The sequence below is a fragment of the Buchananella sp. 103232 genome, assembly GCF_058725725.1.
On sequence record NZ_JBZXJM010000002.1, the window covers coordinates 51,132 to 77,542 of the forward strand.

The following is a 26,411-nucleotide window of genomic DNA, read 5'->3' on the forward strand; positions in this document are numbered from 1 at the left end:
CCGCCCGCAATTATCCGCCCGCAGGCCAGTCTGTGAGCGGCCGCGTCTCATTTTCTGGGAACCGGGGGCGCTACTCGAAGCGAACATGCTCCATCACGCGCTTGGCAGTCTCCAAGTCCACGAGCATGCGCGAGCGGAACGAGACGATCGCCTCCGGGATGCGCCCCTGGGCCACCAGCTCCCGCTCGTGAGCCGAGACCCCGGAGCCGTCCACACCCTCAACCGCGTCGCGCAGCTTTACCTTCAGACGGTCGATCTCCATTCGCTGACGAGCCGACTCAGCCTCCAGGCGCTTTACCTCCTGACGCAAAGAGTCGATCTCCCGCGCCTGTGCAAACCACTTGCCCATGCCCACCCCGTTTCAGCTCGGCTGCGCTGACACTAGCCCTTCTGCTCCGCCTCCGGGGCGGCGGAGGCGAACACGAACTCCAGCTGGATCTCCGGGTCGATCCCGCGCACGATGCTCTCGTAGAAGTTGCGGCACTGGTACTCCAGCAACTCCATGCTGTCCGTGATGTGCTTTTCCTTCTCCGTGTCGTTCAGCACCCGGGTGATGAGCGCGGGCAGGTCCACGTCCGGGGTGATGAAGGAAATGACGCCGTTGTCCTCCACGATCGTCTTGAATTCGGCGTCGCTGTGCCCCAAGAATTCAAACGCCGGGATGGAGAGTTTGAACCGCTTGTCCCCGGTCTTCTCTACCTTCACATCCCCGCCATCAATGCCGAGCATGGCCGAGTAGTCGTACTGCAGGAAGTGGTTCTTGGCGCTGCCCGGGATGGACATGCCCAGGAAGGAGGCGTCCACTTTCTCCGTGGCGATTCCCTGCACGCCCAGGCGCAACAGGACCACATCATCCTCCAGGGTCAGGGACTGCACCACGCGCTCGTCGGCGCTCTGGCGGTTGAAATACGGGAAAAGCTGAGTAGCACCAAAGACCGCGAGCCCCAATACGACCAGGCTCGCAACGATGCTGATGATCTTTGCCTTTACCGACCACTTGCGCCAGTGCATGGGGGGGCCTTCTTTCTAACGAATCTTTTCTCCGGTGGAAACCGCAGATATTGTGCCACGCGAACTTAAGCACTCGGCTCTACGACCATTTTTTAACCACCCCTCACGGATACGGGTACCCGGGAGGGCGTTGAGGTGGTTAAACGCGAAGAGGTCGGTGCAGCGGCGGTGGTGGGCGGCGGCGCGGCCCGGCTCGCGGCTGAAGGGGGCGCGCACAAAGCGCGGCGTCAGGCCCGCTCGCTCCATCGCCTGTTTGTAACCCAGGCCGCGCCGGTGGGTTGCCACACCGTAGGTGCCCTCGTGGTCAAGGCAGCCCACGTAGGCGATCGAGGCCGGGCCGACGTTGCGCAGGTAGTTGGTGGCCATGTGCCCGACGGCGACGTCGTCTATGCCCACGCTCGCCACGCCCTCCACCACCGTGCCGGCGATCACCACGGGGACCGGCAGGGCGTTCAGAGCCTGGGCGGAGAAATCTCGCGGGGCGGGCACCAGGATCACCAGGTCGGTCTCGTCGGCCAGATTCGGCCCGGCCAGGAAGCTCGCCCGGGCGGAGGCGGACAGGCCCTGCTTCACGCGCAGCGAGGCGTCCAGCGGGCCAAGCACGTCGTGGATCCCGGCCAGGATCGAACCGAACACCCAGCGGTCCGACTCCGGGACCACCGCCGTGATCCGGGCGGGTGGTGCAGCGGGAGGTGAGGTGGCGGGAGCGGCTAGCCGGGCGCTGCGGGGAGCGTTGGTGGGACGCGGGCCGGCGGGGCGCGGGGCAGAGGGAGGCGGGCCAGCGGGGCTTGGGGCAGAGGCAGGCGGGCCAGCGGGGCTTGGGGCAGAGGCAGGCGCGCCGAGGTAGCCGAGCCGGCGGGAGATCGCCAGGATTTCCTCGCGCTTCTGGGCGGAGACGCCGGGGGCGCCGCTCAGCGCCCGCGAGACCGTGGAGACGGCAACGCCGGCGGCGGCTGCGATGTCAGCCATTGCAACGTTGCTGTCCGTGGGCGCCATGGCGCTACCTTCTCACGGGGTCTTTGGGCGGGCAAGCAAAAACGTCCGGGGGGCGGCTACCGGCTAGATGGCGGCGGAGTGGAAGTGCACGCTGGGAAGAAGGGCACGCCGGGCAGCCGGCTGCGTCTACCGGCTAGGTGCGGTGTCTTTCCCGGTCCAGTCGGGGCCCGGCCCCAGCAGGAACTCCCATTCGCGCCTAATCAGGCTGTCCTCGAACTCGAAGATGTCCAGGGAGCGGTTGCCGTCGCTGTCGATCAGGAGGGCCGCCACCGTTTGCCCGTCGGCGGAGGGCAGCAGCTGGTGCGCGCGGAAGGTGGCGCTGGAGCCCGCGTAGGCGGCCTGGATCCGCCGCAGGTACGCCTCACGGCCCTGGATGATGTCTCCGCCCAAGCGCCACTCGACCTCCGGGTGCAGGAAGGCTGCATAGCGGTTCCAGTCCCGCCGGTTCTCGGCGGCGAAGAACTGGGCAAGAGCGTCGCGCACGGCAACAGCCTAACGGGCGGGGCTGCGGTCAGGCGGGGCCGTGGTCAGGCGGGGCCAAGGACAGTCAGAGGCCAGCTGCGGGTCAGACTGCAAATCAGACTACAAATCAGACTGCAAGCCAGACTCAAAATCTGGCGCACACTCAAACCACAGACTCAGAGTTTTGCAGTGTTACTTGCAGTCTCTTGCAGTGTGAGGTGGCGACAAACATACGAGCGGCGAAGGAATCGCCGATGCGGCCCACCAGAGCCTCAGCGAAATCTGACGAAGCGCAACGATTCCCGGGCAGGTCGCGTCCCGGCGGCTTCCGCATTGCCCGACCACACCAGACTGAGAAAGACACTACAAATGAAACTCAAACTTTCACAGTCTTAGTTGTAGTCTTGTCACATGGAGTGGGATGAGCAAGATCTACACCGGGTCCTTACCGAGCTGCGCCTACGACGCGGCGACACAACTTCTGTTGAAGTCAAGCGCGCGGCAGGCGGCGTCCCACGTATGCCAGAAACACTGTGTGCATTCGCGAATATGCCAAATGGAGGCACTGCCGTCCTTGGTGTCGACGAAGCCGACGGACGTTTTGAAGTGGTAGGTGTACACGACGTAGCGAACCTGGAGGCTGGCCTAGCTGCTCAGGCTCGTTCCGCAGTGACACCTTCTCCTCATCTCGAGTTCCAAACCTTTGAGGTGGATGGGAAGACCGTAGAGGTAGTTCACGTTTCGCCCCTTCGCCTCACGGACAGGCCTGCATTTACTGGGGGACGCGCTTATCTGCGGCAAGCCGACGGCGATTACGCCATGCAGCCCCATGAGCTCCGCATGATCGAGGTTGCCAAGCTGCACGTGGACGAGCAGGTTGACTACGACATCGCGCCTGTCCAGGGCCACAGCCAAGAAGACCTCGATACGAACCTGGTTACCAGCTATGTAGAGGCTGTTCGCACCCATGCCCGTCGGCTGCGTGACATGACTGATGAACAAATCCTTCGCGCGACCAACGTCTTGACAGCCTCCGGCGAGCCGACCGTTGCCGGACTGTACGCGTTGGGCCACTATCCGCAAGGGCATTTCCCGGCCCTCACCGTCACTGCCGCTGTGCAGCTGCCGGGCGGCGAGGGTAGCGCACGCAACCGCAATTTGGAGGACTTCACTGGCCCTCTTCCAGTCTTGCTGAGCGACTCGCTCGGATGGGTGGAGGAGAATCTGGCTTCCATCAACCGTTACCGCCCCGATGGCCACATGGAGGTAGTCCCCGAGCTGCCCTTGAACGCTGTGCGCGAGCTGATCGCCAACGCCCTAGTACATCGGGATCTTGGACCAAACACCTTGGGAATGGGCAAGCAGGTCCAGATCAGGATCACGCCAAAGAGCCTGTTCATTCAAAGCCCCGGCGGACTGAAGGGTGTTTCACTTTCGCAGCTGGAGAGTGTGGAGCACGCCCAGGCAGCCGTAAACCAACGGCTCTACCAAATCGCCAAACGTCTCACGACACCTGACGGTGGCTCGGTCATCGAAGGGGAGGGCGGGGGCATACGTGAGGTGTTCCGCTCAGCCCAGGAGCGCGGACTTCACCGGCCACAGCTAATCGACACTGGCGTGCAGTTCAAGGCGCTACTTTGGCGCCCACTGGAAGGGGAAACGGATGAGGGGGCCCCGAGCGAGCCACACCGGGTCACCTTGTTGCCCGGCGAGAAGAACGTTGATCCTCTAGAGGTATCTGCACACGCAGGTGCCTCGAGTACGACCGCACCGCTTTACCTGGTTAGCTCCGCGCCGACTGTGAATGAACCGGTAGTGCTCTCAGCGCTGGCCAGGAATCCCGGCCCTCATACGATCCACGAGCTCGCGGCGGCCACGGGCTTGACCCTCGGCCAGCTGCGCTACGCATTGGCTCAACCTCTGCGCGAGGGAATCGTTGTCATGGAAGGAGGCCAAGGCCTGAAGTCCACCAGGTACAGCGTCAAATCCCCGACCAATATGGGCCGCTGAGTGCGCTTTCTCCCCGAAGGGCTAGATGACACCACCACCGACGATGTGGCGAACTCGGTCAAGCGACCTGCAGCGGCGTGATGACATCGATCTGGTCCCCGGCAAGGTCCCTGGCCAGATCGAGCTCGTACTGGCTCTGAAGGTTGGTCCAGAACTCCGCCGTGGTGCCGAAGTACTTTGCCAGGCGCAAGGCGGTGTCCGCCGTGATCCCCCTCTTGCCGTGCACGATCTCGTTGATGCGACGCGGAGGCACACCGATGGAAACAGCAAGCCTGTTCTGGGTGATCCCAAGACCGGTAATGAAGTCCTCCATGAGCACCTCGCCCGGGTGGATCGGAGGAATCAGGTCAGTGGTAGTCAACGATCTCCACCTCCTCTGGACCAGCGGGGCGTCACCGAATTCATTCAAGAGTAACGAGCGGAAGACAGACCCTGGTTGACGGGCGAACCACTTGTGGATCTGGATGATGAGGCGATATGACTGCTGCACTTGCTTCTCACGCAGGGCCATACGCGCCACGAATACAGGGGCGTAACGGTCTTCAAGCCTCATGGGACAGCCCCCTGAATCTCTTGTTCACAACTTATCCGCAATCTCTTGCAGATAGGACCGGATCGTGCGTACGGAGCCTCCCACCTGCTGCACCTCGTACGCGTCCTTGAAGCTCTCGCGTTTCCGATTGAGCGGAGGGTCAGTGATAAGGATTATGATCGCTTCGAGCGTATCGACCATGTCCTCGACCGTCAGGTGCCTGCCACCAGTCTTTGTCACGCCCAGTTTCGTCACACCTGGCTTCGCCAACGAATACCACGAGAACATATCCCAACGGGCCAAGAGACGATCTGACAGGTGGTCGGAGAGTCTCTTCCCCACCCCTGACTGGTCCGCCAGCGCCTTCCCAACGTAAATCGGCTTGAAGTCTGCATAGAGGACGTAAATTCCTTTGGCATTCCAGAAGTTGTTCGTCCTCCTCTCCCCCTTTTCCGTCCTCCACTCGCCCATGAGTTTCTTGTCCTCCCAGTCGACCGCATCCGGATTCCAGAACTCGCCGAAGCTCCTAATGATCGACACAGCGCCTCCTATTTCTTCGATCCAGACGTAAGCCCGCTTGGACCTACACGTTAAACCTGAATTCTACTGGGCCTCCGACAGATCTAGTTCCTTGCCACCGCACCAGACCCATGGCCGATTGGCGTCCACAAGCGGTCGATGGGGATCACATGCAGACGATCCTGGTACGTATAGGAGCGCTTACCGGTCGTCATCATGATGCCGCCCAAGAAACGGTCGCCGAGCAGATCACGCAGTTTGGCCATGCCGCGAAACTCCGCGCCCGGTGCTCGCTCGCTCGCTTTTACCTCTATAGCCAGTACGCGTCCGTCATCGCGCTCGATCACCAGATCGACTTCGTCGCCGTCGCTGGTACGCCAATGCCCGAGCGCAACCGGCTCCGCCAGCCATGAAGCCTGTTTGCGGACCTCCCCGACCACGAAGGTCTCCAGAAGATGACCGAAATCGGTCAACGCCGCCGGGTCGAGGCCTCGCAGCCTGTCGGGGGTGAGGCGAAGCAGCCGTGCGGCAAGTCCGGAATCAACGACATGGACCTTCGGCTTGACACTTACCCGGGAGCGCAGCGTCTTGCCCCAGGCAGGCAGCCGCACGACCAGAAACAGATCCTCCAATAGGCGCAAGTGATTCTCGGCGGTGGCCCTATTGATCCCCAGTTTCTGCGCGCCGGCGGAGATATTCAGCAACTGCCCGGTCTGCGAGGCAAGATACCTAAGTAGATCGGCAAGAGCCTGACGCTCCCGAATTCGACTGAGTTCGACGGCGTCGCGTTCGACGGAGGCACGGACGAAGTCGTCAAACCATCGCGCGCGCGACGCCCCGGTCCGGCGCAGCGCCAACGGCATGCCGCCTGAGCAGGCCCGATCCACGTACTCGTCCCTCGTGGTCGGCGAAGTGGGGACCGCCGCCACCGTTTCCGCGACATCCATAAACAGACGCGCAAGGAAGTCCTCTCGAACGCCGACGATCTCCCCTTGCGACAAGGGCCAGATCACTTGCGCGTGCAGGCGACCCGTGAGGGCTTGGGCCGTGCGCGGCAAGGCGTCTTGCCGCGTGGAACCGGTAATAACTGCGGTACCCGGACTGCTTCCTTCTCTGTTCAGGCGCGCCTTGATCGCGTCTAGGACGTCCGGGAGACGTTGGTACTCATCGACGCACAGCGTCGTGGCCGTCGATACAGCGGACGCCAGATTCCCTTCCACAGCCTCACGAACCTCGATGTCATCGAGGTCGATGACGGTACTGCCCACCTGCGCCGCGAAGGCGCGCAGAACCGTCGATTTGCCGACCGATCGGGGACCGTGAAGCGCCACCACCGGCTCCACGCGCACCTGCTCCATGAGGGTCTCGCTCACCCGGCGCGGAACGATACCTGTCAGTCTCATGGACTCAACTTAGCATTTTTGAGCCACTCTGGTAAGCAACCTTGAGCGCGCTAACAGAGCAAATATGATCGCTTGCCGACGCAAACAAACGTGGACTCTTCTGGCACACGCGGAGCGCTCGGCAGAGGATAGAAAGGCAGCCAGTGCGAGCCCAAAGAGTCAGACGCCGAATCTGAGCCACAGCCAGTCATCGACTCCTCAACTGCCGCTACTGCTTCGTCGACCGGGACCTTCTCGCAATGCTCGGGCCAAGTCCCCAAGCTGCCAAGGTCGCTGCGAAGACCGCCGAGTAGCGCAGGCTCCCACCAAACAGCAGCTAGCGTGAACCGGCCTGGGCGTGTACCCACGCTAGCGCCACCGCGCGCACATCCTGGCTCGTGCGGGCCGCGACCTCGGTCAGGTGCACGTACCCGTCGGCAGGAGCAGCAGTCACACGCATGTTTATAGCGCGCCGGGCCGCGCCAGGCTCCCAGGCAGCCGAGGCAACCGCCCTAGATGACCACCAGCAAGAAACAGGCGCCATATACACCGGATGACCTCCACCCAGCGCCAACTAGGGCGCACCCAACGCACCGCCCTACACGTTAAACCGGAACTCCACCACGTCGCCGTCGACCATCACGTAGTCCTTGCCTTCGATGCGGACCTTGCCGCGGGCCTTGGCCTCGGCCATGGAGCCGGCGTCCATGAGGTCGTCGAACGCCACGACCTCGGCCTTGATGAAGCCGCGCTCGAAGTCGGTGTGGATCACGCCTGCGGCCTGGGGTGCGGTCCAGCCCTTGCGGATGGTCCAGGCGCGGGCTTCCTTGGGGCCGGCGGTGAGGTAGGTCTGCAGGCCTAGGGTGTCGAAGCCGACGCGCGCCAGCTTGTCCAGGCCCGGCTCGTCCTGCCCGGCCTCGGCGAGCATCTCGGCAGCTTCCTCGGGCTCCAGTTCCACCAGCTCGGACTCGAACTTGGCGTCCAGGAAGATGGCCTCGGCGGGGGCCACGAGCTCACGCAGTTCGGCCTGCATTGCCTCGTCGGCCAGGCCGGCGTCGTCGGTGTTGAAGACGTAGATGAACGGCTTGGTGGTCATGAGCTGGAAGGTGGCCAGGTGGGCGCGGTCCAGGCCGGCCTTGTCGGCTACGGCGCTGAGCACGTCGCCCTTTTCCAGCAGCTCCAGGGCGGCCTTGGCGGTCTCGAGGACGGCGGGCTCGGTCTTCTTGCCGCGCACCTCCTTTTCGAGGCGGGGGATGGCCTTTTCGAGGGTCTGGATGTCGGCGAGCACGAGCTCAGTGGTGATGGTCTCGATGTCGTCCTTCGGGGAGACCTTGCCGTCCACGTGCACCACGTCGGGGTCGGCGAATGCGCGCGTGACCTGGCAGATGGCGTCGGCCTCGCGGATGTTGGCCAGGAACTGGTTGCCCAGGCCCTCGCCCTCGGAGGCGCCGCGCACGATTCCCGCGATGTCCACGAAGGAGACGGTGGCGGGGACTTCTCGCTCGGAGCCGAAGACTTCGGCGAGCTTGCCCAGGCGCGGGTCCGGCAGCGGCACCACGCCGACGTTTGGCTCGATGGTGGCGAACGGGTAGTTCGCGGCGAGCACGGTGGCGCGGGTGAGGGCGTTAAAGAGGGTGGACTTGCCGACGTTGGGCAGACCAGCAATACCAATAGTTAGGGCCATGCCGGCGAGTTTACCGGCCCGCCCGCGCGGCTTGGGTTGCCGTCCACCCGGCTTTGCGCCACATTGCCCACTCCCTTGCCCGTTCTTTTGGCTCTGTTGGACGACGCTGCCGCCCGCTGCCACTCTCCCACCGCCGCCCTGCGCGCCGCTTTCATGGCCGACGCCGCCACCCACCACTGCCCCGCCTGCCTCCGCTTCAAATGTTGGTCCCTGCTGATTAGGTATCCCCATGGAGTTCTGGGAAGTTGCTTTGATGTTGGTGCTCGCGGCCTTGGCGGGGGCGGGCGGCTGGTTCCTGGGCCGTGGTCAGGGCCGGGCGAGCGCTGCGCAGGAGAGTCACGATGCGGTGGCCCGGGCGCAGCAGGAGGCCACAGTGGCTAGCGCGGAGGCGGCGCGAGCCACCGGGGCGTTGGCGGACGCGAACGCCCGCGCCGAGGAGCTGATCGCTGCGGAGAAGCGCAACGCCGAGCTGCTGGTACGGGCCGAGCGCGAGCGATCCGAGGGGCTGATTAGGGCGGCGCAGGAGCGGGCGGCCGGGGCCGTGGAGTCCGAGCGGGCGCGCGCTAAGACCCTGGAGCAGCAACTCCACGCCCAGCGCGAGCAGGCCAGCAAGAACACCGAGGTCCTGCGCCAGCTCACCCCGGTGCGGGAGGTGCTGGACGGCCTGGCCCGCAGGGTGGAGAGCGGGGAGAAGGAGCGCTCCACCCAGTTCGCGGCGCTCAACACCCAGCTGGAGGCGGCAGCCCGCACGGACGCGGAGCTGCTTACCGCCACCCGTTCCCTGGACGGGGTGCTGCGCGCCGCGCGCTCGCGCGGCCTGTGGGGTGAGACCACGCTGCGCCGGGTGATCGAGGCCGCCGGGATGCTGCGCCACGTGGACTTCGACGAACAGCGCGCCATCCCCGGCTCCGCCCAGCGCCCCGACGTGACCGTGCACCTGCCCGGCGGCGCCCACCTGGCCATCGACGCCAAGGTGCCGCTGGACGCCTACCTAGAAAGCCAGGACGCCGGCACCGGCGCGCCCGTCGACCTCGCTGCGCACGCCCAAGCCGTGCGCTCGCACGTCAGTGCCCTGGCCAAGCGCAACTACCCCGGGGCGCTCGGTGACGGCCCGCAGGCCACCATCCTGTTCCTGCCCGCCGAGCCCCTGCTGTCCGGCGCGCTGGAGGCCGACTCCACGCTCCTTTCCATGGCTCTGGAGAGCGGCATCATCCTGGCCACCCCGGCCAGCCTGCTGGCCGTGCTGAAGGCGGTGGCTGCCGTGTGGAGCCAGGAGGCCGCACGAGAGGACGCCGAGCGCCTGCTGGAGGTGGGGCGCACGCTCTACGACCGCCTGGGCACGGTGGCCTCACACATGACCGAACTGGGCAAGCACCTGGACAAGACCGTGGCCAGCTACAACAAGGTGGTGGGCTCCTACGAGGGCCGCCTGCTCGTCACGGCCCGGGAGGTCGCCACGCTCTCCTCCAAGGAACTGGCGGTGCCGGAGCTGCTGCCGGACTCCGTTCAGGTGCGCGGCTTCACCAAGCCGGAGCTCACCGGCCAGTAGCGCCCTTCCCCAAAACTAAGGTGTGGGCCGCGAGCGCACCCGCTCGCGGCCCACACCCAGCCCGGCCCTGCGAGACCCCAGGCAACCTCGGCGCCACTCCTCCGCCCGGGGCGGGCCCCGGGCCCGGCCCCGCAAGCCCCAGGGCTACCTCAGGTCGATCATTCCGAACAGGTCCTTCGGGTCCTCCGGGTCCGCGATCAGGTCCAGCTCCTCGAAAAAGCCCGTGCCCTCCACGGCCTGCTCCAGGTAGCGCAGCGCACAGAAGTCCTCCACCGCGAAGCCCACAGAGTCAAAGATCGTCACCTGCTCGGCGCTGGTGCGGCCCTCGCGCCGTCCCGTGATGACCTCCCACAGTTCGGTGACCGGGAAGTCGGCCGGCTTGGCCTGGATCTCCCCCTCGATGCGGGTCTGCTCCGTGTACTCCACGAACACCGGCCCCAGGTCCAAGATCCGTTCGTCCAGCTCGGTCTTGCCGGGGCAGTCACCACCCACGCCGGTCACGTGGGTGCCGGGAGCAACGTCGTCCACGCTCAGTACGGTGGCATTGCGTTTATCCGCAGTGCAGGTGATGATCGCGTTACAGCCCGCCACCGCAGCGGCCGCGCTCTCAGCAATCCGCACCTCGATGCCCAGCTTGGCTAGGTTCGCCCGCATCTTGGAGCTGGCGGCCGGGTCCACGTCGAACACCGTCACGCTCTCCACCTGGCGCACCGCGCGCATGCCGAGCACCTGGAACTCAGACTGCGAACCTGCCCCCACCATGCCCAGCCGCAGTGGACCAGCCGGGGCCAGGTACTTCGCGGCCAAGCCCGTAGTTGCGGCGGTGCGCAACGCGGTCAGCAGAGTCATCTCCGCCTCGAAACGGGGGTAGCCGTTGTGAACATCGGCCAACACGCCAAAGGCTGTGACGGTTTGGAAACCGCGGGCCGGATTGGAGGGGTGGCCGTTGACGAACTTAAAGCCGTAGCTCACCCCATCCGTGGTGGGCATCAGCTCGATCACGCCCTCTGCGGTGTGGGAGGCCACGCGGGGCCGCAACTCGAACTGCTCCCAGCGGGCGAAGTCCTTCTCCAGGGCATCCACCAAGCCTGCAATCGCCGCCTCGGGACCGACGGCTGCCAGCCAGCGACGCATGTTCTCCACGTTGACGAAACGCATCTCACCCTCCCACCCAAACCGGGACTTATGGCCTGTGAGGCACAGCATACGGACGAGCATTGTGCATACTCAACGCCAATTTCGCGCTAGTTTCGCCCATCACTGCTACTAATTGCGCTCCTTGAGGATACGTTTTGCCCATGCGCTCCTTGGACTCACTTGACCGCAAGCTCATCGCCGCGCTCCGGGCCAACGCGCGCGCCCCGCTGGCCGAACTCGCCCGCGAGCTGCAAGTCACCCGCTCCACCGTCACCCGGCGCCTGGAGGCACTACAGCGGGACGGCATCATTCAAGGCTTCTCCGTGCTCCTGCGCACCGACGTGGACGACACCCTCATCCGCGCCATCTCCCACCTAGCCATAGAAGGCCCCCACGTGGACCGCGCAATCCAGCAGCTACGCGGCATGCCGCAGGTGGTGGGCCTGTACTCCACCAACGGCGAATGGGACCTAGTGGCACAGTTGGCCGCAGAAAGTCTCGCAACAGTTGACGTGGTCCTATCGCAGATCCGCAAGATACCGGGGGTAACGCGCTCGGAGACCAGCCTGCTGCTGCGCTCCGTACTGGCCTGAAAACGGCGCGGCCACGGTGCTGGGCGGCGGCGCGTGGACGACGTCGGCCACCCACGCCCAAATCGTTGCGGCCGGCGGGCGGGGCGGCCAAAGCGCACCCCACTCGTCCCGGATGGCTGCGGCCGCGCACTAGTAGTGTTTCTGCCATCTGCCCCCGCACAGAGGAGAAGAAAATGGCCAAGGCTGCGAAGCGAGTTGGAATCCTCACCGCAGGCGGGGACAGCCCCGGCCTGAACGCCGCCATTCGCGGGTTTGGCAAGGCGGCGATCGGGCACCACGGGATGGAGCTGATCGGCTTCCGCGACGGCATTCGCGGACTGGCGGAGAACCGGACGGTGAAGCTGGACTCGGCCTCGCTCAGCGGGATCCTCACCGTGGGCGGCACGATGCTGGGCACGTCCCGGGACAAGGTCCACCGCATGGTGGTGGACGGCGAGGTACGGGACATGATCCCGACGATCCAGGAGAACTACGAGTCCAACAACCTGGACGCTCTGGTGTGCATCGGCGGCGGCGGCACCGCGAAGAACGCCTACAGGCTGGCCAAAGCGGGGCTGAACGTCATCCACCTGCCCAAGACGATCGACAACGACATCGCGCACACGGACACCTCTTTCGGTTTCTCCACCGCGCTCGGCATCGCCACCGACGCGATCGACCGCCTGCACTCCACGGCGCACTCCCACCACCGCATCATCGTCGTGGAGATCATGGGACACCGGGCCGGCTGGCTGGCCCTGGGCGCGGGCATCGCGGGCGGCGCAGACATCATCCTGCTGCCGGAGATCCCCTACTCGATCGACTCCGTGGTGGAGTCCATCAAGCGCCGGGCCGAGCGGGGCCACATGTTCTCCGTCATCGCGATCGCGGAGGGCGCCCTGGACCAGGCCGACCACGCCGAGCTCGCGGCAGCCGAGGCGCTGCGCCGCTCCGCGACCACCCCGGAGGCCCGCGAGGCCGCCAAGAAGCACCGCGCCTCCGTGATCGCCTCCCACCGGGGCAACGCATTCAAGCTCGCCGGGATCCTGGAGGAGGCCACCGGGCTGGAGTCGCGCGTGACCGTGCTGGGCTACGTGCAGCGCGGCGGCACCCCGGATGCCAACGACCGCATGCTCGGCACCCTGCTGGGCGGAGCGGGTGCCGACCTGGTGGCTGAGGGCGTCACTGGAGTGACCGTGGCCTCCCAGGGGCAGGCCGCCGTGCCGGTTCCTCTGGCCGACGTTGCAGGCAACCTCAAGACCGTCCCCTTGGACCACCCCTGGATCCTGGCCGCGCGACACGTGGGCACGGGCCTGGGAGACTGACCACCACGGGGCTGGAGCTGGGCGGGGGCGGGAAGGCGATTGGTCTTCCCGCCCCCGCCTGCTTTGCGCCGCTTTCCCGGCTCTTCGCGGGTGAAGATGGGGGTTGTGGTGGGTGCTGGCGCGTTGCCCCCGAGCGCACAAGCGTGCGGTCGGGGTACATGCGACCGACCGGTGCCACGGCACCAAGCGGTCGCATGTACCCCGATACAACATTTGCGAGGCGGGGGTGAGTCGGGGCCACAGTCGCGCGCACGCCTCTCGCCCCGGGAAGCGAGGAGCGCCGGCGAGGAGCGCAGCACGGACACCACCCGCTCCATGATCGAGTCCGTACCGGGGAGCGGGGAGTGCGGACGGGGAGCGCAGGCGGGGAGCGCAGACAGGAAGCGCCGGTCCCCGCCCCAAATGCCCCAGCCAGGGCAGCTCTTCTTTCCGCGCGTGCGCGGGGCTCCTCCGACCGGCCCCTCGGTGTCACCCCCGGCACAGTGACTTTCCGCGCGTGCGCGGGGGGCTCCACTGGGGCGGTCGGCGGTGAGCGAGCCAACCGCGAACGCCACACCGGATCACTTCGGCCTTACCCATCGCGGAGTAACGGGCGGCTACCGGCCAGGAGCCTTGCGCAAACGATTGCGCCTTTATTGCAGTCATTGAGCCGTTGTTGCAGCTCTCCTGGCCTTGGGCGACCTATTGCGCCTTTAATCGGCCCCGTAGCGCTACAAGAGCTGCAATAAAGCTCAAACCGCTACAACAAGGGCTCAACAGGAACCACAAGGGCTCAACCGTTTGCGCGACGACCATCCCGGGCGCTACGCCACTCTATGGGGAGCTACTCCACCCACACCGACAGCAACAGCCTCATCCTCGAAGAGCCCCGTTTCTTCTGTCCAGACTTACCGATGCACGGCCCTCCGCCGGTGGCAAGAACACACGGCGCGATAGCCTCGACTTATCAGAAAGGCAATTAGATGACACAGAAAGGTGCAAGCGATCACATTGATTGGTCACACCCTTGTGACTTTCGTTAAAGCAGCGCCCATAAACCGGTGAATTCCTCCACCAAATCTCCAAATCCTTTTCTCTTCGGCGTAAGCTGCTGCGCGTCCGAGGGGCACCCAGTCTCTCGCCTACCTTCCCGGAGTTCCATATGGTTTCCAAGCGTGCAATTGCGGCTGCAGCGGCGTCGGCCGTCGCCACCGTTTCGCTTGCGGTTGCTACCTCCGCCCCCGCCTGGGCACAGGTAGCGCTTTCCTCTAAGTACCCGCCGCGCTGCTCGGTCGGTTCGATTTTCACCGAAGTGGGTAAGCCCGTTTCCGTGCCAATCTTGGCAGTGGACAACGAGGGCACATCGATCCCGGAGAAGGTCACGTTTGTAGGGGACCTGCCCGCCACGGTCACGTGGGACCCGGCCACCTCCATGCTTTCCACCGACGCCACCGCCGAGGTTAATCTGACCACGGTGCGAGTGCAGGTGACCCTGGACGACTACACGACGTTCTGCGAGGGCACCGTCTACGTCGACCCGGCCGCTCCGGAGGGCTCCGGCGAGGAGACGATCACCCCCATGTTCCCCCCGATGATGACGGAATCTCCCTCCCAGCCCAGGGAGCCCGGAGCGCCCACCGAGCCCGCGCACCCCAGCGAGCCCAGAGAGCCCGGAGAGCCCACCGAACCGGCACTCCCGATCGAGCCGGACGTGCCCGGCCCGACCGAGACCGACCCGCCGTTGCCACTGCCGGATCCGACCGAGCCCATCGGACCGGCGGCACCTTACCCGATCGAGACCGCCATTCCCGCTCCGTACCCGATCGAGACCGCCATCCCGGATCCGAACCCGATCGAGACCGCCATCCCGGATCCGAACCCGATCGAAACCAGCATCCCGGCTCCGAACCCACAGCCGTCGAGTGGCGCTAGCCAGTCTGCTTCCGCCGCCCCCTCCACCAGCACCGGCGCCACCACCGCGCCCAGCACCTCCGCCTCCGCTTCGGCCTCCACCTCGGCCTCCGCTTCGGCACAGCCCTCCAGCGGCGCAGACGACTCCACCGCCTCTGCGGTCCCCTCCACCAGCACCGGCGCCACGAGTGCGCCCGGTGGGGCTCCCACGCCTCCGCCCACGGTGGGGTCCTCTGCCAGCCCCGATCCGACCCCGAGCGAGGCGGCCTCGGCCTCAACGTCGGCTGCCCCGAGCGCGCCCACTTCGGCCAGCGCCTCGGCTCCGGCCCCTGCTTCCCCGTCCTCGTCCGTTCCTGCGACCGTGGTGGTGGCCAAGCCGACTTCGGTGTCCTCTGGCCAGCCCACGGCCAAGCCCGCTGCCAAGCAGCTGGCAAAGACCGGTGCCGCTGCCGATAGCGTTGCCCTGTTTGCAGCGCTGACGCTCGCGGCGGGTGGGGCCCTTCTGGCGGTAAGGCGCCGCGAGAACGCTCGCTGAGCACCACCGGGGCCGGCCGCGGCTAGGCGGCTAGCCCGCCCCCAAAAGCAGTGTCGGGTGGTTTTCCGTGACTCTCACGGAAAACCACCCGACAGTTGTTTGGCGCTCCTGCGGCTCTAGGCCACGTGCCCGGGCCCGGCTTCGCGTCGGCCCTTGTCCGGCTCCTTGCCGGCGCCCTTCAAGTCCGCGCGCAGGTTCTTGGGCAGGGTGAAGGTGATCCGCTCGGTGGCGGTGCGCACCTCTTCCAGGTTGTCGTAGCCGCGCCGCTGGAGCTCCTCGATCAGCTCTCGCACCAGGATCTCCGGCACTGAGGCGCCAGAGGTCACGCCCACGGTCTTCACGTCCTGGAACCAGGCGTCTTCGACCTCGTCGGCCTTGTCGATGCGCTCGGCCCGGCCGGCTCCGGCCTCGCGGGCCACCTCCACCAGGCGCACGGAGTTGGAGGAGTTGGCGCTGCCCACCACGATCATTAGGTCGCAGCGCGGGGCGATCTCCTTGACGGCCACCTGCCGGTTTTGGGTGGCGTAGCAGATGTCGTCGGAGGGCGGGTCCACCAGGTTCGGGAAGCGCTCGCGCAGCCGGTTGACGGTCTGCAGGGTCTCGTCCACGGACAGGGTGGTCTGGCTGATCCACACCACCTTGTCGGGGTCGCGCACCTCCACGGAGTCCACCTCGTCGGGGGTGCCGACCACCTGGATGTGCTCGGGCGCCTCGCCCTGGGTGCCCTCCACCTCCTCGTGGCCCTCGTGTCCCACCAGGATGATGTCGTAGTCGTCCTTGGCGAAACGCACGGCCTCGCGGTGCACCTTGGTCACCAGCGGGCAGGTGGCGTCGATGGTTTCCAGCTGGCGGCGCTCGGCCTCGGCGTGCACTGCGGGGGAGACGCCGTGGGCGCTGAACACCACCCGGGCGCCCTCCGGCACCTGGTCGGTTTCGTTGACGAAGATGGCGCCACGCTTGGAGAGCACCTCCACCACGTACTTGTTGTGGACGATCTCCTTGCGCACGTAGATCGGCGGGCCGTAGTGCTCCAGTGCCTTCTCTACGGCGTCCACGGCGCGGTCCACGCCGGCGCAGTATCCGCGCGGCGCGGCCAACAGAATCGTCCCGGCCATTTTTCCCCTGTCTTTGCTGCCACCGCGTTGGTGGTTCAAGGTAACGTTACCCGGCAGAAAACAACTCTCGCATCGTGAGGCCCCGTCTTGAGCATCACCCCGCGCCCGCTGCCGGAACGCGCCGCGCAGACTACTGCGGACAACCCGTGGCCGCTGCGTCTGTTGAACGCCAAGATCGAGGAATATGTGGCCAAGATGGCCCCTGTTTGGGTGGAGGGGCAGATCGTTCAGCTCAACCGCCGCCCTGGGGCGGGGATGGCTTTCCTCACGCTGAGGGATTTGGATCAGGATTCCTCGATCACGGTGTCGATTTACGCGCGGGACCTTTCGCCTTCTCTGGCGGACGGCGCGCGGGTGGTGGTGAACGCTAAGGCGACGTTCTGGCCCAAGCGGGGCTCGCTGCAGTTGCACGCAAGCGAGATCCGCGCGGTGGGGCTGGGGGACCTGTTGGCCCGCATCGAGCAGCTGCGGCAGGTGTTGGCGGCGGAGGGTTTGTTCGATCCGCGCCGCAAGCGTCCTTTGCCGTTCTTGCCGCGCAAGGTGGGCCTCATCTGCGGGCGGGAGTCGAAGGCAGAGCACGACGTGGTGGTGAACGCCACCGCGCGTTGGCCCGGCCTGGCGTTGGAGATTCGCGAGGTCGCGGTGCAGGGCGAGCGCTGCGTCCCGGAGGTGAACGCGGCCCTGGCGGAGCTGGACGCGGACCAGAGCGTGGACGTGATCATCATTGCGCGTGGTGGTGGCAGCGTGGAGGACCTGCTGCCGTTCTCGAACGAGCACCTGGTTCGCGCGGTGGCGGCGGCCCGCACCCCGGTGGTTTCGGCGATCGGCCACGAGACGGACTGCCCCCTGCTGGATTTGGTGGCCGACGTTCGTGCCTCCACCCCCACTGACGCGGCCCGCCGCGTGGTGCCGTCGCTGTCTGAGCTGACCGTCGAACTGGATGCGCTGACTTCTTCCCTGCGTGCCGCTTTTTCTGCCCGCCTGACGCGGGAGCGGGAGGGGCTGCTGGAACTTACTTCCCGCCCGGTCTTGGCCTCTCCCGCGCAGCTGGTGGAGCGGCAGCGCGAGGGGCTGGATTCTGCCTTGGCCCGTCTGCGTGGGGCCGCTAACCGCGCCGTACTGGAGGCCCGTGCTGACTTGAGCGCGTTGTCGGCCTCCCTGCACGCCCTCTCCCCCGCCGCGACGATGGAGCGCGGCTATGCACTCTTGGCTCTCTCTAACGGCACGCTGGTGCGGTCCCAGGCGGACGTGCCTGCGGGCACCCTGGTCGAGGGTTTCTTGGCCGACGGCCGCTTCGTGGCGAAGATCGTTGGCTCCACTCCCACTAGTCCGGCCCCGAAAGGACTTGAATAATGGCTCCTTCTCCCGAGATCGCCGCCGAGGTGGCCCAGCTTTCCTACGAGCAGGCGCGCGCCGAATTGGTGGAATTGGTGCGTAAATTGGAGGGCGGCCAGGTGCCCCTTGCTGAGACAATTGGGCTCTGGGAACGTGGTGAGGCCCTCGCGGCGCACTGCCGTTCCTGGCTGGACGACGCTCAGACCAGGCTAGAGGCCGCTACCGCCGGCCAGCAGGCGTAGGCCTAGAGAAAGAGGTGGCTATCGTGACGCAGGCTCCGTACGCGCTCGTGGTTGGCGAGGCGCTTATCGACATCGTCGAGGCCCAGGGCACCAGCAAGGAGATCCCGGGCGGCTCTCCCGCCAACGTGGCTTTGACTCTCTCCCGGCTGGGGCACGAGTCTCTGCTGCACACGTGGCTCGGTGATGACGCGCGCGGCAAGGCGATCGACCAGCACCTGGGTGCTTCCGGGGTGCGGTTGACGCCGTCTTCGTTCGGCGCGGAGCGCACTTCGACGGCCCTGGCCAAGATCGGTTCCACGGGCGCGGCCACTTACGTGTTTGACGTCGAGTGGGCGCCGGTTCCCCTGCCCGCCGGCGCCGAGCCGCCGGTGCTGGTTCACACCGGTTCCATCGCGGCGGTCCTTGCCCCCGGGGCGGGCGTGGTGGAGCGGATCCTTGCCGACCACCGCGCCACCTCCACGATTACTTACGACCCCAATGCCAGGCCGCAGTTGATGGGCGACGCTGCCTCGGCCCGCCTTACCGTTGAGCGTCTGGTTGCGCTCGCTGACCTGGTCAAGGTGAGCGACGAGGACCTGGCGTGGCTGCTTGGTGTTCCGATGGACACCGCCGAGCAGGTGGAGAGCGCGGCCCGGCAGTGGCTGGAGTTGGGGCCCGCGATCGTGGTGGTCACGCGCGGCAAGCACGGCGCGCTGGCGGTGGCCGCTTCGGGGGCTTGCGTGCAGGTGCCGGCCAACCCGGCGGTGAAGGTGCTCGACACGGTTGGGGCCGGTGACTCCTTCATGGGTGGCTTGAACTCTGCCCTTTGGCGCGAGGGCCTGCTGGGGGCGGAGAACCGCGCCGCGCTGCGCCAGGTGGACCAGACGCAGCTTGCCTCGATCGTGGAGCTGGCCGCCGCCGTTGCGGACATTACCGTTTCGCGCGCGGGCGCGAACCCGCCCACGGCCGCCGAGCTGGACGCTGCCTTGGCAGCGCAGGCGGGCTAGGGGCATGTCGGAGGTTGCTGACCGTACCAAGCCCCGCCCTGCCGAGGTTTGGGACGCTCTGCTAGCGGGAAACCGGCGCTTCACTGCTGGCCAGGGCGGGCAACGCGACTTCGGTGACGCCGGGGAACTGGCAGCCGAGCAGCACCCGGTGGCGGCGGTGCTGGCGTGCTCTGACTCTCGCGTGCCCGTGGAGGTAGCGCTGGACCAGGGCCCCGGGCAGGTGTTCACCGTGCGCACGGCCGGGCACGCCCTATCTGAGGTGGTGCTCGGTTCCTTGGAGTACGCGGTCACGGCCCTGCAGGTTCCCCTGCTGGTGGTGCTGGGCCACCAACGCTGTGGGGCGCTGGAGGCCGCCCTGGCCCTGGCCAAGGGGCAGGAGGCGCCGGGCAACATCGCTCACGTGGCGCGTTGCGTGCTGGATTCCCTGTCCTTCGAGCCCCCCGCCTGGGCGGCCGTACCCGATGGGGAGCTCAGCGCGGGCCACGCTCACGTACGCGGGACCCTGTTCAGGATCCTGGAGGAGTCCCCGGCGTTGCGCGCGCAGGTGGAGAGCGGCGCGCTGGCGATCGTGGGGGCGCACTATTCGCTGCAGTCGGGTCGGGTGCACGAGGTCCCGGCCTCCCGCCACGGCTTCTGACCCCGCTGGTCATCTAATGACCTCCCTACCGGCCGCCTCCGGGCGGCCGGTGCCGCGTGGACCGGCCGGCCCACGCGGGGGCTACTTGCCGCGTCGCCGTTCGCGCAGCGAGTAGTCGCGCAGGGCGCGCAGGAAGTCCACGTGCCTGAAGTCGGGCCAGTAGACCTCGCAGAAGTAGTACTCGGAGTAGACGGTCTGCCAGAGCAGGAAGCCGGACAGGCGCTGCTCGCCGGAGGTGCGGATCACCAGGTCGGGGTCCGGCTGGCCGCGGGTGTAGAGGTTTTCGGCGATGTCTTCGACGGTCAGGCTGGCTGCAGCGTCGGCCAGGCTGACTCCGGCGGCGGCGCGCTGCTCTAGGTGGGCGCGCACGGCGTCGGCGATCTCCTGCCTGCCGCCGTAGGAGACCGCGATGTTCACGGTCATGGCCTCCCCGGGGTCGCGGCCGGCCAGCTGCGCAGTGGCCTCCTCCACGCTGTGCAGGCGCTCCACCACCCACTCCGGCAGCAGGTCCATGTTGCCGACGATAGAGACGGGCCAGCGCCGCTGGGCACCGATGGACTCCACCGCATCGCAGATGATCTCCAACAGCGGGGCCAGCTCCTCGGCGGAGCGGTGCAGGTTGTCGGTGGAGAGCATCCAGAGGGTGACCACCTGGACGTCGGCCTCGTCGGCCCAGTCCAGGAACTCCAACACGTTGGCCGCGCCCTGGCGGTGCCCGTGGGAGGCGGCGGCGCCGACCTGCTTGGCCCAGCGGCGGTTTCCGTCCAGGATCACGCCGATGTGGGCGGGCTTGGGAGCGTCGGCCAGCTGCCTGCGCAGGCGAGCGACGTAAATGCGGTAAAGGAGATCCTTGACGCCCATCGGCTGCTACTTCCCTTGTCCGGCGGCCCTTGAAACAAACTCTTACCACATGGGGCTGCGGGCTGCCTGGAGGCGCGGGCGGGGCGGGGGAGCCCAAAACCTACGCCACCGTAACTTGGTCGTAAACTTAAACCTACGCAACCGTAAGTTAGGAGGGGATAGATGGCCCCGAAGCAGAAGACGCGCCCACGCAGCAGTTCCTCTGACCGCCTGCTCGGCAAGGAGAGCTTCGTCGAAACGATCAAGCCACGCCTACGCGGCTGGATCCACGCCGGCACTACTCCGCTCGCACTGGCCGCCTCGATCGTCCTGGTGGCGCTCGCCCCCACGGCCGGCCTGAAGTGGGCCAGCGCGGTGTTCCTGGCCTCGTCTCTGCTGTTGTTTGGTATCTCCACGGTCTACCACCGCTTCAACTGGGGCCGGGTAGGCACCGCGATCCTGCGGCGCCTGGACCACTCCAACATCTTCCTGCTCATCGCCGGCACCTACACGCCCCTGTCCGTGGCCCTGCTGGAGCCGCGCGACGCCAAGGCCCTGCTGGCCGTCGTGTGGGGCGGCGCGCTGGTGGGAATCCTGGGGCGCGTCTTCTTCTCGTACGCCCCCCGCTGGATCTACACCCCCCTTTACGTGGTGCTCGGCTGGGTTGCCCTCTGGTATTTGCCGCAGTTTTGGACGACGGGCGGGCCGGCCATCGTGTGGCTGGTTCTCTCCGGCGGCATCGCCTACACGCTCGGGGCGCTGGTCTACGCGTTGAAGTGGCCGGACCTGTGGCCCCGCTGGTTCGGTTTTCACGAGGTTTTTCACACCTTCACGGTGGCCGGCTGGGTGACTCACTGCGTGGCAGCTTTCCTGGCGGTGCTGGGCTCCCGCTAGGCCGCCCCTTCGCCTCCCCGTCCGGGACAGCTACGGGCCCGCCGATTTCATCCGCGCATCCACATACCGCGAGCGAAGCGGCGCCGTGTTGATACTATGCCGTTTCAGGCAATGCCCTGATCTGCCCCGCAGCGCTGCTGCGGGGCAGCCCGCATAAAAGGAGACGTAATCGTGAGCAAGTCCGTGTGGCTCACCCAGGAGGCCTTTGACCGCCTCTCTGCAGAGCTTGAGCACGCCAAGACCGTGCTGCGAGTCGAGATCGCTAACCGCATCGAGGCCGCCCGTCAGGAGGGTGACCTCAAGGAGAACGGCGGCTACCACGCCGCCCGGGACGAGCAGGCGATGAACGAGACGCGAATCGCCCAGCTGGAGGACATCCTGCGCAACGCCGAGGTCGGCGAAACCCCGCCGGACGACGGCGTGGTCGAGCCCGGCATGGTGATCGAGGCCAGCATCGGCGGGATGGAGAGGACCTTCCTGCTGGGGGCGCGCGAGGCCGCCCCGGGGGTGGAGATCGACGTGTTCTCCCCCGAGTCGCCGCTCGGCAAGGCCATCAACGGGCGCTCGCGTGGCGAGACCGTCAGCTACACCGCGCCGAACGGCAAGAAGATCTCCGTGGAGATCAAGGAGGTTCGCCCCTACCAGGGCTGAATTAACGCCCCCGGGCCGAGCTGCTCGGGGGCGAAAGCGGTGGTGGGACCAGATCTTTCGATCTGGCCCCACCACCCTTGTTTCCGGGACAGCCCGGGCGCGCAGCGCCCTAACCGCTACTCCGCCACCGAGCCGCTCTCGGGCCCGCCGCTGCCTGCGGCGGCCACCTGGGCTTCTTCATGGTCTGGCGCCTGCTCCTCTCGGCTCGCCTTGGCAGCCCCACCGTTCTTCGGCTTGCCCACGGGCTCGCGCCGCACGGGAGCAGCCCCGCCGCGCTTCTTCACGCTGAAGGGGGCGGCCAGGTACTCGTCCAGCGCCCCGGGCGGCCCACCGGGCCGATCCGGGTCGGTGCGCAGTGCCGGGAACTTGTCGAAGCCGCCCAGGTACATGAGTGAGGTATTCAGGAAGGCCACCACGGGCACCACGAACAGCGCCCCGACGATCCCCCACAGGTAGGTGCCGGCGGCCACCGCCAGCAGCACCGCCACCGGGTGCAGGGAGACCGCGTTGCCCATGAGGAAGGGCTGGAGCAGGTTGCCCTCGATGTTCTGCACCGCCAGGACGATCAGCATCATCACCAGCGCGGTGGTGGGGCCCTGGTCCACCAGCGCCACCAGCACGGCTATCGCGCCCGTGAAGAACGCGCCCACCATGGGCACGAAGGAGCCGACGAACACCAGGATGCCGATGGGCAGCCACATGGGGATGCCCAGGAACAGGGCGCCGAGCGCGATTCCCACCGCGTCCACGAAGGCCACTAGCACCTGGGTTCTGGCGTACGCCCCCAGGGTGACCCAGCCGCGGATGCCGGCCTCGTTGGCGGTGTGGCGGGCGCCCGGCGGGAGCAGCAGCAGTACCCAGAACCAGATGCTGCGTCCCTCCTTGAGGAAGAAGAACATGAGAAACAGGGCGATCAGCGCGCCGGCGGCGAAGTTGGTGATGCTGGAGACTCCCACCAGGGCGCCGGAGGCGATGGAGGAGGTGTTGTTCTTGAAGAACGCCTGCACCTGCTGCCAGATCTCGAAGAGGTAGGTGGTCAGGCGCCCGGAGTCGATGCCCCACGGGTCCTCCCGCAGCCACGCCAGCAGCGTGTAGAAGCCGGCCTCGGCCCGGTCTGCCACCTGCCCGAAGTCGTTGACGATCTGGGCGCTGGCCACCGTCATCAGGCCGCCGATCATTCCCAGCAGCGCCAGCACGGAGGCTAGCGCGGCCAGGCCACGGCTGAACTTGGCGCGCTTGCGCAGCATGCGCGCGAAGGGCTCCATGAGGGCGGTCAGCAGCATCGCCACCGTCAGCGGGATGACGATGACGGAGATCTTGGAGATCGCCCACCCAACCACCAGGAGTCCGGCCAGGAAGGTCAGGCCCCGGATCGACCAGGCCGACGCCACGCGCAGCCCCCAGGCCACCGATTCGTCGGGATTGCCGTTGGGCCGCTCCATGCCCTCCACGGGCACGGGCTCTTGCGAGAGCTGGGTAGCGGTTCGTGTGGGACGCAGCAACTGCGAGGGCCACATTCTTGAAAAAATGGAACCTTCCATGGGCACCTTCCTTAGCCTGCCCAAAGCCTAAACGCTCACCGCCAGCGGCGCGCACGGCTTGGGGCAGCGTGGGCAAAACTGGCAGCGCTTTGCGGGCCGCCGCATAATGGCCGCCATGAACTTCGTGTCTCTGCAGCCAGAATCCGCCAGCCTGCACACCGTGCTCGGCACGCCGCTGACCGGCCCGTGCCCGGCAGGAAACGAAGAGATCTTTCTGGCCCTGGGGTGTTTCTGGGGGGCTGAGAAGCTCTTTTGGACCACCCCGGGAGTGACCGGCACGTCCGTGGGCTACATGGGTGGCTCCGCGCCCCACCCCACCTACCGCCAGGTCTGCACCGGCACCACCGGGCACGCGGAGACCGTGCGAGTGGTCTTCGACCCGGCCAAGCTGCCCCTTGCCGAGCTGCTGCGCGTCTTTTGGGAGAACCATGACCCGACGCAGGGCGACCGGCAGGGCAACGACGTTGGCCCCCAGTACCGGTCGGCTATCTTCGTGACCTCCCCGGAGCAGTTGGAGGCCGCCCAGGCCGGCCGCGCCCAGTTCGCCGCCGCGCTCGCCCAGGCGGGCTACGGCGAGGTGACCACCCAGATCCAGGAGGCCGGCCAGTTCTGGCTGGCGGAGGACTATCACCAGCAGTACCTGGACAAGAACCCCGGCGGTTACTGCCCGGTGCACGCCACCGGCGTGAAGTGCACCCCGGCCTGATCCCGGCCTAGCGCCGCCTGGCGCTCGTTCGCGGCGGCGGGTGGAACGTCGGCCACCCTCAGTGGGGAGGTGGTGTACGACGCTCCGCCCGCCGCCCTTTCGCGCTAGCTCTCTGCGAAGAGCGGCGGAATCGTGGCAGGGGCGAGCGCGGTGGCCGGGGCTTGCGCCTGGATCAGCGTGGCGGCGCCGTTTTGCCACGCCCACACCGTGGTGCCGGGCGCGGGGACGCGGATGTCCCTGGCCTTGCCCATGTGGTTGACGATGACCTGGCCGGACGGCAGGTCCACCAGGAGCACCGCAAAGAAGGTCTTGCGGTAGCGGCGCATCGCGATGTCGCGGATGGTGCCGACATGCGAGGGAAGCGTCGCGTTGCGGACACCGGCACCAACCGCGCCGACGCTCCGGCGAAGCGCGCGCCGGGCGAAGCGCCAGACCAGGACGGTGTCGGCTGCCAGCACCAGCCAGATGAGGGCCAGCGCGAGCCTGCCCTGCCCGGTCTGCGCCCAGGCAGAGAGGTCTTGCAGCGGGCCCCACTGCGCGAGGGTGGAGGCCCAGGCCCCGGGCGCCGGGGCGACGGGGCCGACTACGGCGAGGGCCGCCACCGCCGTGAAGGCGAGCGCCAGGAGGGTGGTCAGCACCGCGAAGCCGACCACCAGCGCTGCGGATCGGGAGTGGGCGCCGACGCGGCCCTGGAGTTGCTGCGGGTTCTGGCTAACCAGGTGGAGCTTGGCGTTGTCGTCCGCAGCCCGGGCGGCGGCGGAGAAGTCTGCTGGGAGGCGCTGCATCATGGCTCCAGCCTAGGAAGGGTTCGCCTGGCCGCAGAACGAGGGTGGGGCGGGCACTTCACAGTGCCCGCCCCACCATCTGGGTAACCGGTCGTCAGCGCGCGGAGAAGCTCTCGCAGTGCGCGGTGGAACCGGACAGGGTGATCGCCTTGGCGCCGCAGAGCAGGGACTCGTTGTGCGTGCACTCGGTGCGCTGGCAGGCGCCCACGTGCGCAGAGGCAACGGGCAGGCCGCCCCGGGTGTTCAGGGCGATGAAGGTGGTGCAGTTGCTGTCCTTGGCGCCGACCGTGATGGCGGCGGCCTTGCAGCCGTGGTTGTCGTTGAAGGCGCAGTCAACAGCCGCGCAGTCAGAGATGGTGGTGAACTCAGCCATTTCAGTACCTTTCCGTGTCGAACTTGTTGATCACAAGCTAGCGCGCGGTTTTGCGGGGGCGGCCCGGCCGACGCCGGAGGCGGCGCCCGGCCCCGGCCTGGGCGTTTAGGCCCACCTTCGTCATATTCGCGCGGTTCGCGATTTAGAAAAGCTGGGCGTCACGTCCCCCGGCGCGCGGTTGCAACGGAGGGCATTTCGGGACGGTGGGACCGGCGGCACGGACCCTTCGGGGACGGGGGCGCGGCGGGCAGGTAAGCCATGGCTAAGACCCGATTTCCGGGGCGGTTCGGGGCACGCCCCAATAACGCAAATAATGCAACACGGGCGCCGCGCGAAAATTCGCGGGGGCGCCCGCAGGTGCCTGGGGCCCTGGGCGCGCGGGCGTCCACCTCGCAGCCCTCCCCTCAATCGGCGCGCGCCTAAGGAGGCGGCGCCGGCGGGAACGTCGTCCCCACCGCTCAACCGCGCCCGCACGGGAGACCACCTCGCAGCCTCGTCCCGGCCGGCGGGAGCCGCCTCCCTCAGGGGCTGGTCCAGCCCTCTCCGGCCGCTACCTCGCAGCCCCCATCTGGCCTTCGTCGGCCCTCATGCCGACGGGCCGCGCGGGCGGCGCAGGCAAAGCGTGGCCGGTGCGGGAGTGATTGCATCCCGCACCGGTGAAGCGGCGCACGAAAACGTCTATGGGTCCCAAGAGACTCGTAT

26 protein-coding genes and 1 pseudogene are annotated in these 26,411 nt (G+C 67.1%); 13 read left to right on the top strand and 14 right to left on the bottom strand.

All coding sequences use genetic code 11. The annotated features are described in order from the left end of the window. Positions 1-70: 70 nt before the first annotated feature. The 4 genes from AC4PWQ_RS00445 to AC4PWQ_RS00460 all read right to left on the bottom strand — a co-directional run bounded on the left by AC4PWQ_RS00445 (position 71) and on the right by AC4PWQ_RS00460 (position 2,490). Positions 71-349, bottom strand: a complete 279-nt coding sequence (locus tag AC4PWQ_RS00445) for a hypothetical protein (RefSeq protein ID WP_371164256.1) — start codon at positions 347-349, stop codon at positions 71-73. 32 nt (positions 350-381) lie between these two features. After that, positions 382-1,011: a hypothetical protein gene (locus AC4PWQ_RS00450; RefSeq protein WP_371177157.1), complete on the bottom strand. Its 630-nt coding sequence runs from the start codon at positions 1,009-1,011 to the stop codon at positions 382-384. A gap of 15 nt (positions 1,012-1,026) precedes the next feature. Beyond that, positions 1,027-1,980, bottom strand: a complete 954-nt coding sequence (locus AC4PWQ_RS00455; protein ID WP_492089453.1) for a LacI family DNA-binding transcriptional regulator — start codon at positions 1,978-1,980, stop codon at positions 1,027-1,029. A 153-nt stretch (positions 1,981-2,133) separates the two neighbouring features. Beyond that, complete coding sequence (locus AC4PWQ_RS00460; protein ID WP_492089454.1) at positions 2,134-2,490, bottom strand: nuclear transport factor 2 family protein; 357 nt, start codon at positions 2,488-2,490, stop codon at positions 2,134-2,136. A gap of 390 nt (positions 2,491-2,880) precedes the next feature. On the opposite strand from AC4PWQ_RS00460, the pseudogene AC4PWQ_RS00465 reads away from it, so the two are divergent. Next, positions 2,881-3,279: pseudogene (locus AC4PWQ_RS00465) on the top strand (AlbA family DNA-binding domain-containing protein); the annotation flags it as partial. Between the two features lie 30 nt (positions 3,280-3,309). Beyond that, entirely contained in the window at positions 3,310-4,479 is a 1,170-nt protein-coding gene (locus AC4PWQ_RS00470; protein WP_492089464.1) for an ATP-binding protein, read from the top strand. 58 nt (positions 4,480-4,537) lie between these two features. On the opposite strand, the gene AC4PWQ_RS00475 is transcribed toward AC4PWQ_RS00470, so the two are convergent. The 4 genes from AC4PWQ_RS00475 to ychF all read right to left on the bottom strand — a co-directional run bounded on the left by AC4PWQ_RS00475 (position 4,538) and on the right by ychF (position 8,596). After that, complete coding sequence (locus tag AC4PWQ_RS00475; protein ID WP_492089465.1) at positions 4,538-4,840, bottom strand: HigA family addiction module antitoxin; 303 nt, start codon at positions 4,838-4,840, stop codon at positions 4,538-4,540. 216 nt (positions 4,841-5,056) lie between these two features. Continuing rightward, positions 5,057-5,551, bottom strand: a complete 495-nt coding sequence (locus AC4PWQ_RS00480; RefSeq protein ID WP_492089455.1) for a GIY-YIG nuclease family protein — start codon at positions 5,549-5,551, stop codon at positions 5,057-5,059. An 83-nt stretch (positions 5,552-5,634) separates the two neighbouring features. Next, positions 5,635-6,903, bottom strand: coding sequence for an ATP-binding protein (locus tag AC4PWQ_RS00485; protein ID WP_492089456.1), 1,269 nt, complete (start codon positions 6,901-6,903; stop codon positions 5,635-5,637). Between the two features lie 607 nt (positions 6,904-7,510). After that, entirely contained in the window at positions 7,511-8,596 is a 1,086-nt protein-coding gene (gene ychF, locus AC4PWQ_RS00490; RefSeq protein ID WP_492089457.1) for a redox-regulated ATPase YchF, read from the bottom strand. 229 nt (positions 8,597-8,825) lie between these two features. Here ychF and AC4PWQ_RS00495 point away from each other — a divergent pair, with 229 nt between their 5' ends. Then, positions 8,826-10,145 (top strand): DNA recombination protein RmuC, encoded by a 1,320-nt coding sequence (locus AC4PWQ_RS00495; protein ID WP_492089458.1) that lies wholly within the window; start codon positions 8,826-8,828, stop codon positions 10,143-10,145. 144 nt (positions 10,146-10,289) lie between these two features. Here the strand turns inward: AC4PWQ_RS00495 and ocd are convergent, their stop codons facing one another. Continuing rightward, positions 10,290-11,303, bottom strand: a complete 1,014-nt coding sequence (gene ocd / locus AC4PWQ_RS00500; protein WP_492089459.1) for an ornithine cyclodeaminase — start codon at positions 11,301-11,303, stop codon at positions 10,290-10,292. Positions 11,304-11,443: 140 nt separating this feature from the next. On the opposite strand from ocd, the gene AC4PWQ_RS00505 reads away from it, so the two are divergent. The 3 genes from AC4PWQ_RS00505 (at position 11,444) to AC4PWQ_RS00515 (ending at position 15,604) form a co-directional block, all read left to right on the top strand. Then, positions 11,444-11,875 (top strand): Lrp/AsnC family transcriptional regulator, encoded by a 432-nt coding sequence (locus AC4PWQ_RS00505; RefSeq protein ID WP_371177165.1) that lies wholly within the window; start codon positions 11,444-11,446, stop codon positions 11,873-11,875. Positions 11,876-12,048: 173 nt separating this feature from the next. Next, complete coding sequence (locus AC4PWQ_RS00510) at positions 12,049-13,179, top strand: 6-phosphofructokinase (protein ID WP_371177166.1); 1,131 nt, start codon at positions 12,049-12,051, stop codon at positions 13,177-13,179. A 1,141-nt stretch (positions 13,180-14,320) separates the two neighbouring features. Further along, positions 14,321-15,604, top strand: coding sequence for an LPXTG cell wall anchor domain-containing protein (locus AC4PWQ_RS00515; protein ID WP_492089460.1), 1,284 nt, complete (start codon positions 14,321-14,323; stop codon positions 15,602-15,604). A gap of 116 nt (positions 15,605-15,720) precedes the next feature. Here the strand turns inward: AC4PWQ_RS00515 and AC4PWQ_RS00520 are convergent, their stop codons facing one another. Then, positions 15,721-16,719 carry a 4-hydroxy-3-methylbut-2-enyl diphosphate reductase gene (locus AC4PWQ_RS00520; RefSeq protein ID WP_371151612.1) on the bottom strand — a complete coding sequence of 333 codons (999 nt, stop codon included), beginning with the start codon at positions 16,717-16,719 and terminating at the stop codon, positions 15,721-15,723. Positions 16,720-16,812: 93 nt separating this feature from the next. Here AC4PWQ_RS00520 and xseA point away from each other — a divergent pair, with 93 nt between their 5' ends. The 4 genes from xseA to AC4PWQ_RS00540 are packed head-to-tail and all read left to right on the top strand — an operon-like array spanning position 16,813 to position 19,919. After that, positions 16,813-18,072 (top strand): exodeoxyribonuclease VII large subunit, encoded by a 1,260-nt coding sequence (xseA, locus tag AC4PWQ_RS00525; protein WP_371164800.1) that lies wholly within the window; start codon positions 16,813-16,815, stop codon positions 18,070-18,072. After that, positions 18,072-18,296 carry an exodeoxyribonuclease VII small subunit gene (locus AC4PWQ_RS00530; protein ID WP_371151611.1) on the top strand — a complete coding sequence of 75 codons (225 nt, stop codon included), beginning with the start codon at positions 18,072-18,074 and terminating at the stop codon, positions 18,294-18,296. Before xseA ends, AC4PWQ_RS00530 begins: the two co-directional genes overlap by 1 nt. 14 nt (positions 18,297-18,310) lie before the next feature. Next, positions 18,311-19,282 carry a carbohydrate kinase family protein gene (locus tag AC4PWQ_RS00535; RefSeq protein ID WP_492089461.1) on the top strand — a complete coding sequence of 324 codons (972 nt, stop codon included), beginning with the start codon at positions 18,311-18,313 and terminating at the stop codon, positions 19,280-19,282. Between the two features lie 4 nt (positions 19,283-19,286). Then, complete coding sequence (locus tag AC4PWQ_RS00540; protein ID WP_371164238.1) at positions 19,287-19,919, top strand: carbonic anhydrase; 633 nt, start codon at positions 19,287-19,289, stop codon at positions 19,917-19,919. 81 nt (positions 19,920-20,000) lie between these two features. On the opposite strand, the gene AC4PWQ_RS00545 is transcribed toward AC4PWQ_RS00540, so the two are convergent. Continuing rightward, positions 20,001-20,780, bottom strand: a complete 780-nt coding sequence (locus AC4PWQ_RS00545) for an isoprenyl transferase (protein ID WP_371151608.1) — start codon at positions 20,778-20,780, stop codon at positions 20,001-20,003. 162 nt (positions 20,781-20,942) lie between these two features. Here AC4PWQ_RS00545 and trhA point away from each other — a divergent pair, with 162 nt between their 5' ends. Next, positions 20,943-21,653, top strand: coding sequence for a PAQR family membrane homeostasis protein TrhA (gene trhA, locus AC4PWQ_RS00550; RefSeq protein ID WP_371164237.1), 711 nt, complete (start codon positions 20,943-20,945; stop codon positions 21,651-21,653). 171 nt (positions 21,654-21,824) lie between these two features. After that, a complete protein-coding gene (greA, locus tag AC4PWQ_RS00555; RefSeq protein WP_371151606.1) occupies positions 21,825-22,304 on the top strand; it encodes a transcription elongation factor GreA in 480 nt (159 codons plus the stop codon). Positions 22,305-22,420: 116 nt separating this feature from the next. Here the strand turns inward: greA and AC4PWQ_RS00560 are convergent, their stop codons facing one another. Next, the gene (locus AC4PWQ_RS00560; RefSeq protein ID WP_371151605.1) at positions 22,421-23,845 is read right to left on the bottom strand and encodes an AI-2E family transporter; all 1,425 of its coding nucleotides are present in this window, start codon (positions 23,843-23,845) and stop codon (positions 22,421-22,423) included. A gap of 115 nt (positions 23,846-23,960) precedes the next feature. On the opposite strand from AC4PWQ_RS00560, the gene msrA reads away from it, so the two are divergent. After that, positions 23,961-24,551 carry a peptide-methionine (S)-S-oxide reductase MsrA gene (msrA, locus tag AC4PWQ_RS00565; protein WP_492089462.1) on the top strand — a complete coding sequence of 197 codons (591 nt, stop codon included), beginning with the start codon at positions 23,961-23,963 and terminating at the stop codon, positions 24,549-24,551. 104 nt (positions 24,552-24,655) lie between these two features. On the opposite strand, the gene AC4PWQ_RS00570 is transcribed toward msrA, so the two are convergent. Then, positions 24,656-25,339, bottom strand: coding sequence for a hypothetical protein (locus tag AC4PWQ_RS00570; RefSeq protein ID WP_492089463.1), 684 nt, complete (start codon positions 25,337-25,339; stop codon positions 24,656-24,658). Between the two features lie 91 nt (positions 25,340-25,430). Then, positions 25,431-25,709 carry a DUF1540 domain-containing protein gene (locus AC4PWQ_RS00575; RefSeq protein ID WP_371151602.1) on the bottom strand — a complete coding sequence of 93 codons (279 nt, stop codon included), beginning with the start codon at positions 25,707-25,709 and terminating at the stop codon, positions 25,431-25,433. Between the last annotated feature and the right edge of the window lie 702 nt (positions 25,710-26,411).

Coding starts and splice junctions, on each gene's coding strand:
- AC4PWQ_RS00545 (WP_371151608.1), bottom strand. CDS start 20,780: ATGGGCGTCAAGGATCTCCTTTACCGCATTTACGTCGCTCGCCTGCGC.
- ocd (WP_492089459.1), bottom strand. CDS start 11,303: ATGCGTTTCGTCAACGTGGAGAACATGCGTCGCTGGCTGGCAGCCGTC.
- AC4PWQ_RS00515 (WP_492089460.1), top strand. CDS start 14,321: ATGGTTTCCAAGCGTGCAATTGCGGCTGCAGCGGCGTCGGCCGTCGCC.
- AC4PWQ_RS00530 (WP_371151611.1), top strand. CDS start 18,072: ATGGCTCCTTCTCCCGAGATCGCCGCCGAGGTGGCCCAGCTTTCCTAC.
- AC4PWQ_RS00505 (WP_371177165.1), top strand. CDS start 11,444: ATGCGCTCCTTGGACTCACTTGACCGCAAGCTCATCGCCGCGCTCCGG.
- ychF (WP_492089457.1), bottom strand. CDS start 8,596: ATGGCCCTAACTATTGGTATTGCTGGTCTGCCCAACGTCGGCAAGTCC.
- AC4PWQ_RS00560 (WP_371151605.1), bottom strand. CDS start 23,845: ATGGAAGGTTCCATTTTTTCAAGAATGTGGCCCTCGCAGTTGCTGCGT.
- AC4PWQ_RS00470 (WP_492089464.1), top strand. CDS start 3,310: ATGATCGAGGTTGCCAAGCTGCACGTGGACGAGCAGGTTGACTACGAC.
- AC4PWQ_RS00540 (WP_371164238.1), top strand. CDS start 19,287: ATGTCGGAGGTTGCTGACCGTACCAAGCCCCGCCCTGCCGAGGTTTGG.
- AC4PWQ_RS00455 (WP_492089453.1), bottom strand. CDS start 1,980: ATGGCTGACATCGCAGCCGCCGCCGGCGTTGCCGTCTCCACGGTCTCG.
- AC4PWQ_RS00575 (WP_371151602.1), bottom strand. CDS start 25,709: ATGGCTGAGTTCACCACCATCTCTGACTGCGCGGCTGTTGACTGCGCC.
- AC4PWQ_RS00495 (WP_492089458.1), top strand. CDS start 8,826: ATGGAGTTCTGGGAAGTTGCTTTGATGTTGGTGCTCGCGGCCTTGGCG.
- AC4PWQ_RS00445 (WP_371164256.1), bottom strand. CDS start 349: ATGGGCAAGTGGTTTGCACAGGCGCGGGAGATCGACTCTTTGCGTCAG.
- AC4PWQ_RS00510 (WP_371177166.1), top strand. CDS start 12,049: ATGGCCAAGGCTGCGAAGCGAGTTGGAATCCTCACCGCAGGCGGGGAC.
- msrA (WP_492089462.1), top strand. CDS start 23,961: ATGAACTTCGTGTCTCTGCAGCCAGAATCCGCCAGCCTGCACACCGTG.
- AC4PWQ_RS00450 (WP_371177157.1), bottom strand. CDS start 1,011: ATGCACTGGCGCAAGTGGTCGGTAAAGGCAAAGATCATCAGCATCGTT.
- AC4PWQ_RS00520 (WP_371151612.1), bottom strand. CDS start 16,719: ATGGCCGGGACGATTCTGTTGGCCGCGCCGCGCGGATACTGCGCCGGC.
- trhA (WP_371164237.1), top strand. CDS start 20,943: ATGGCCCCGAAGCAGAAGACGCGCCCACGCAGCAGTTCCTCTGACCGC.
- AC4PWQ_RS00570 (WP_492089463.1), bottom strand. CDS start 25,339: ATGATGCAGCGCCTCCCAGCAGACTTCTCCGCCGCCGCCCGGGCTGCG.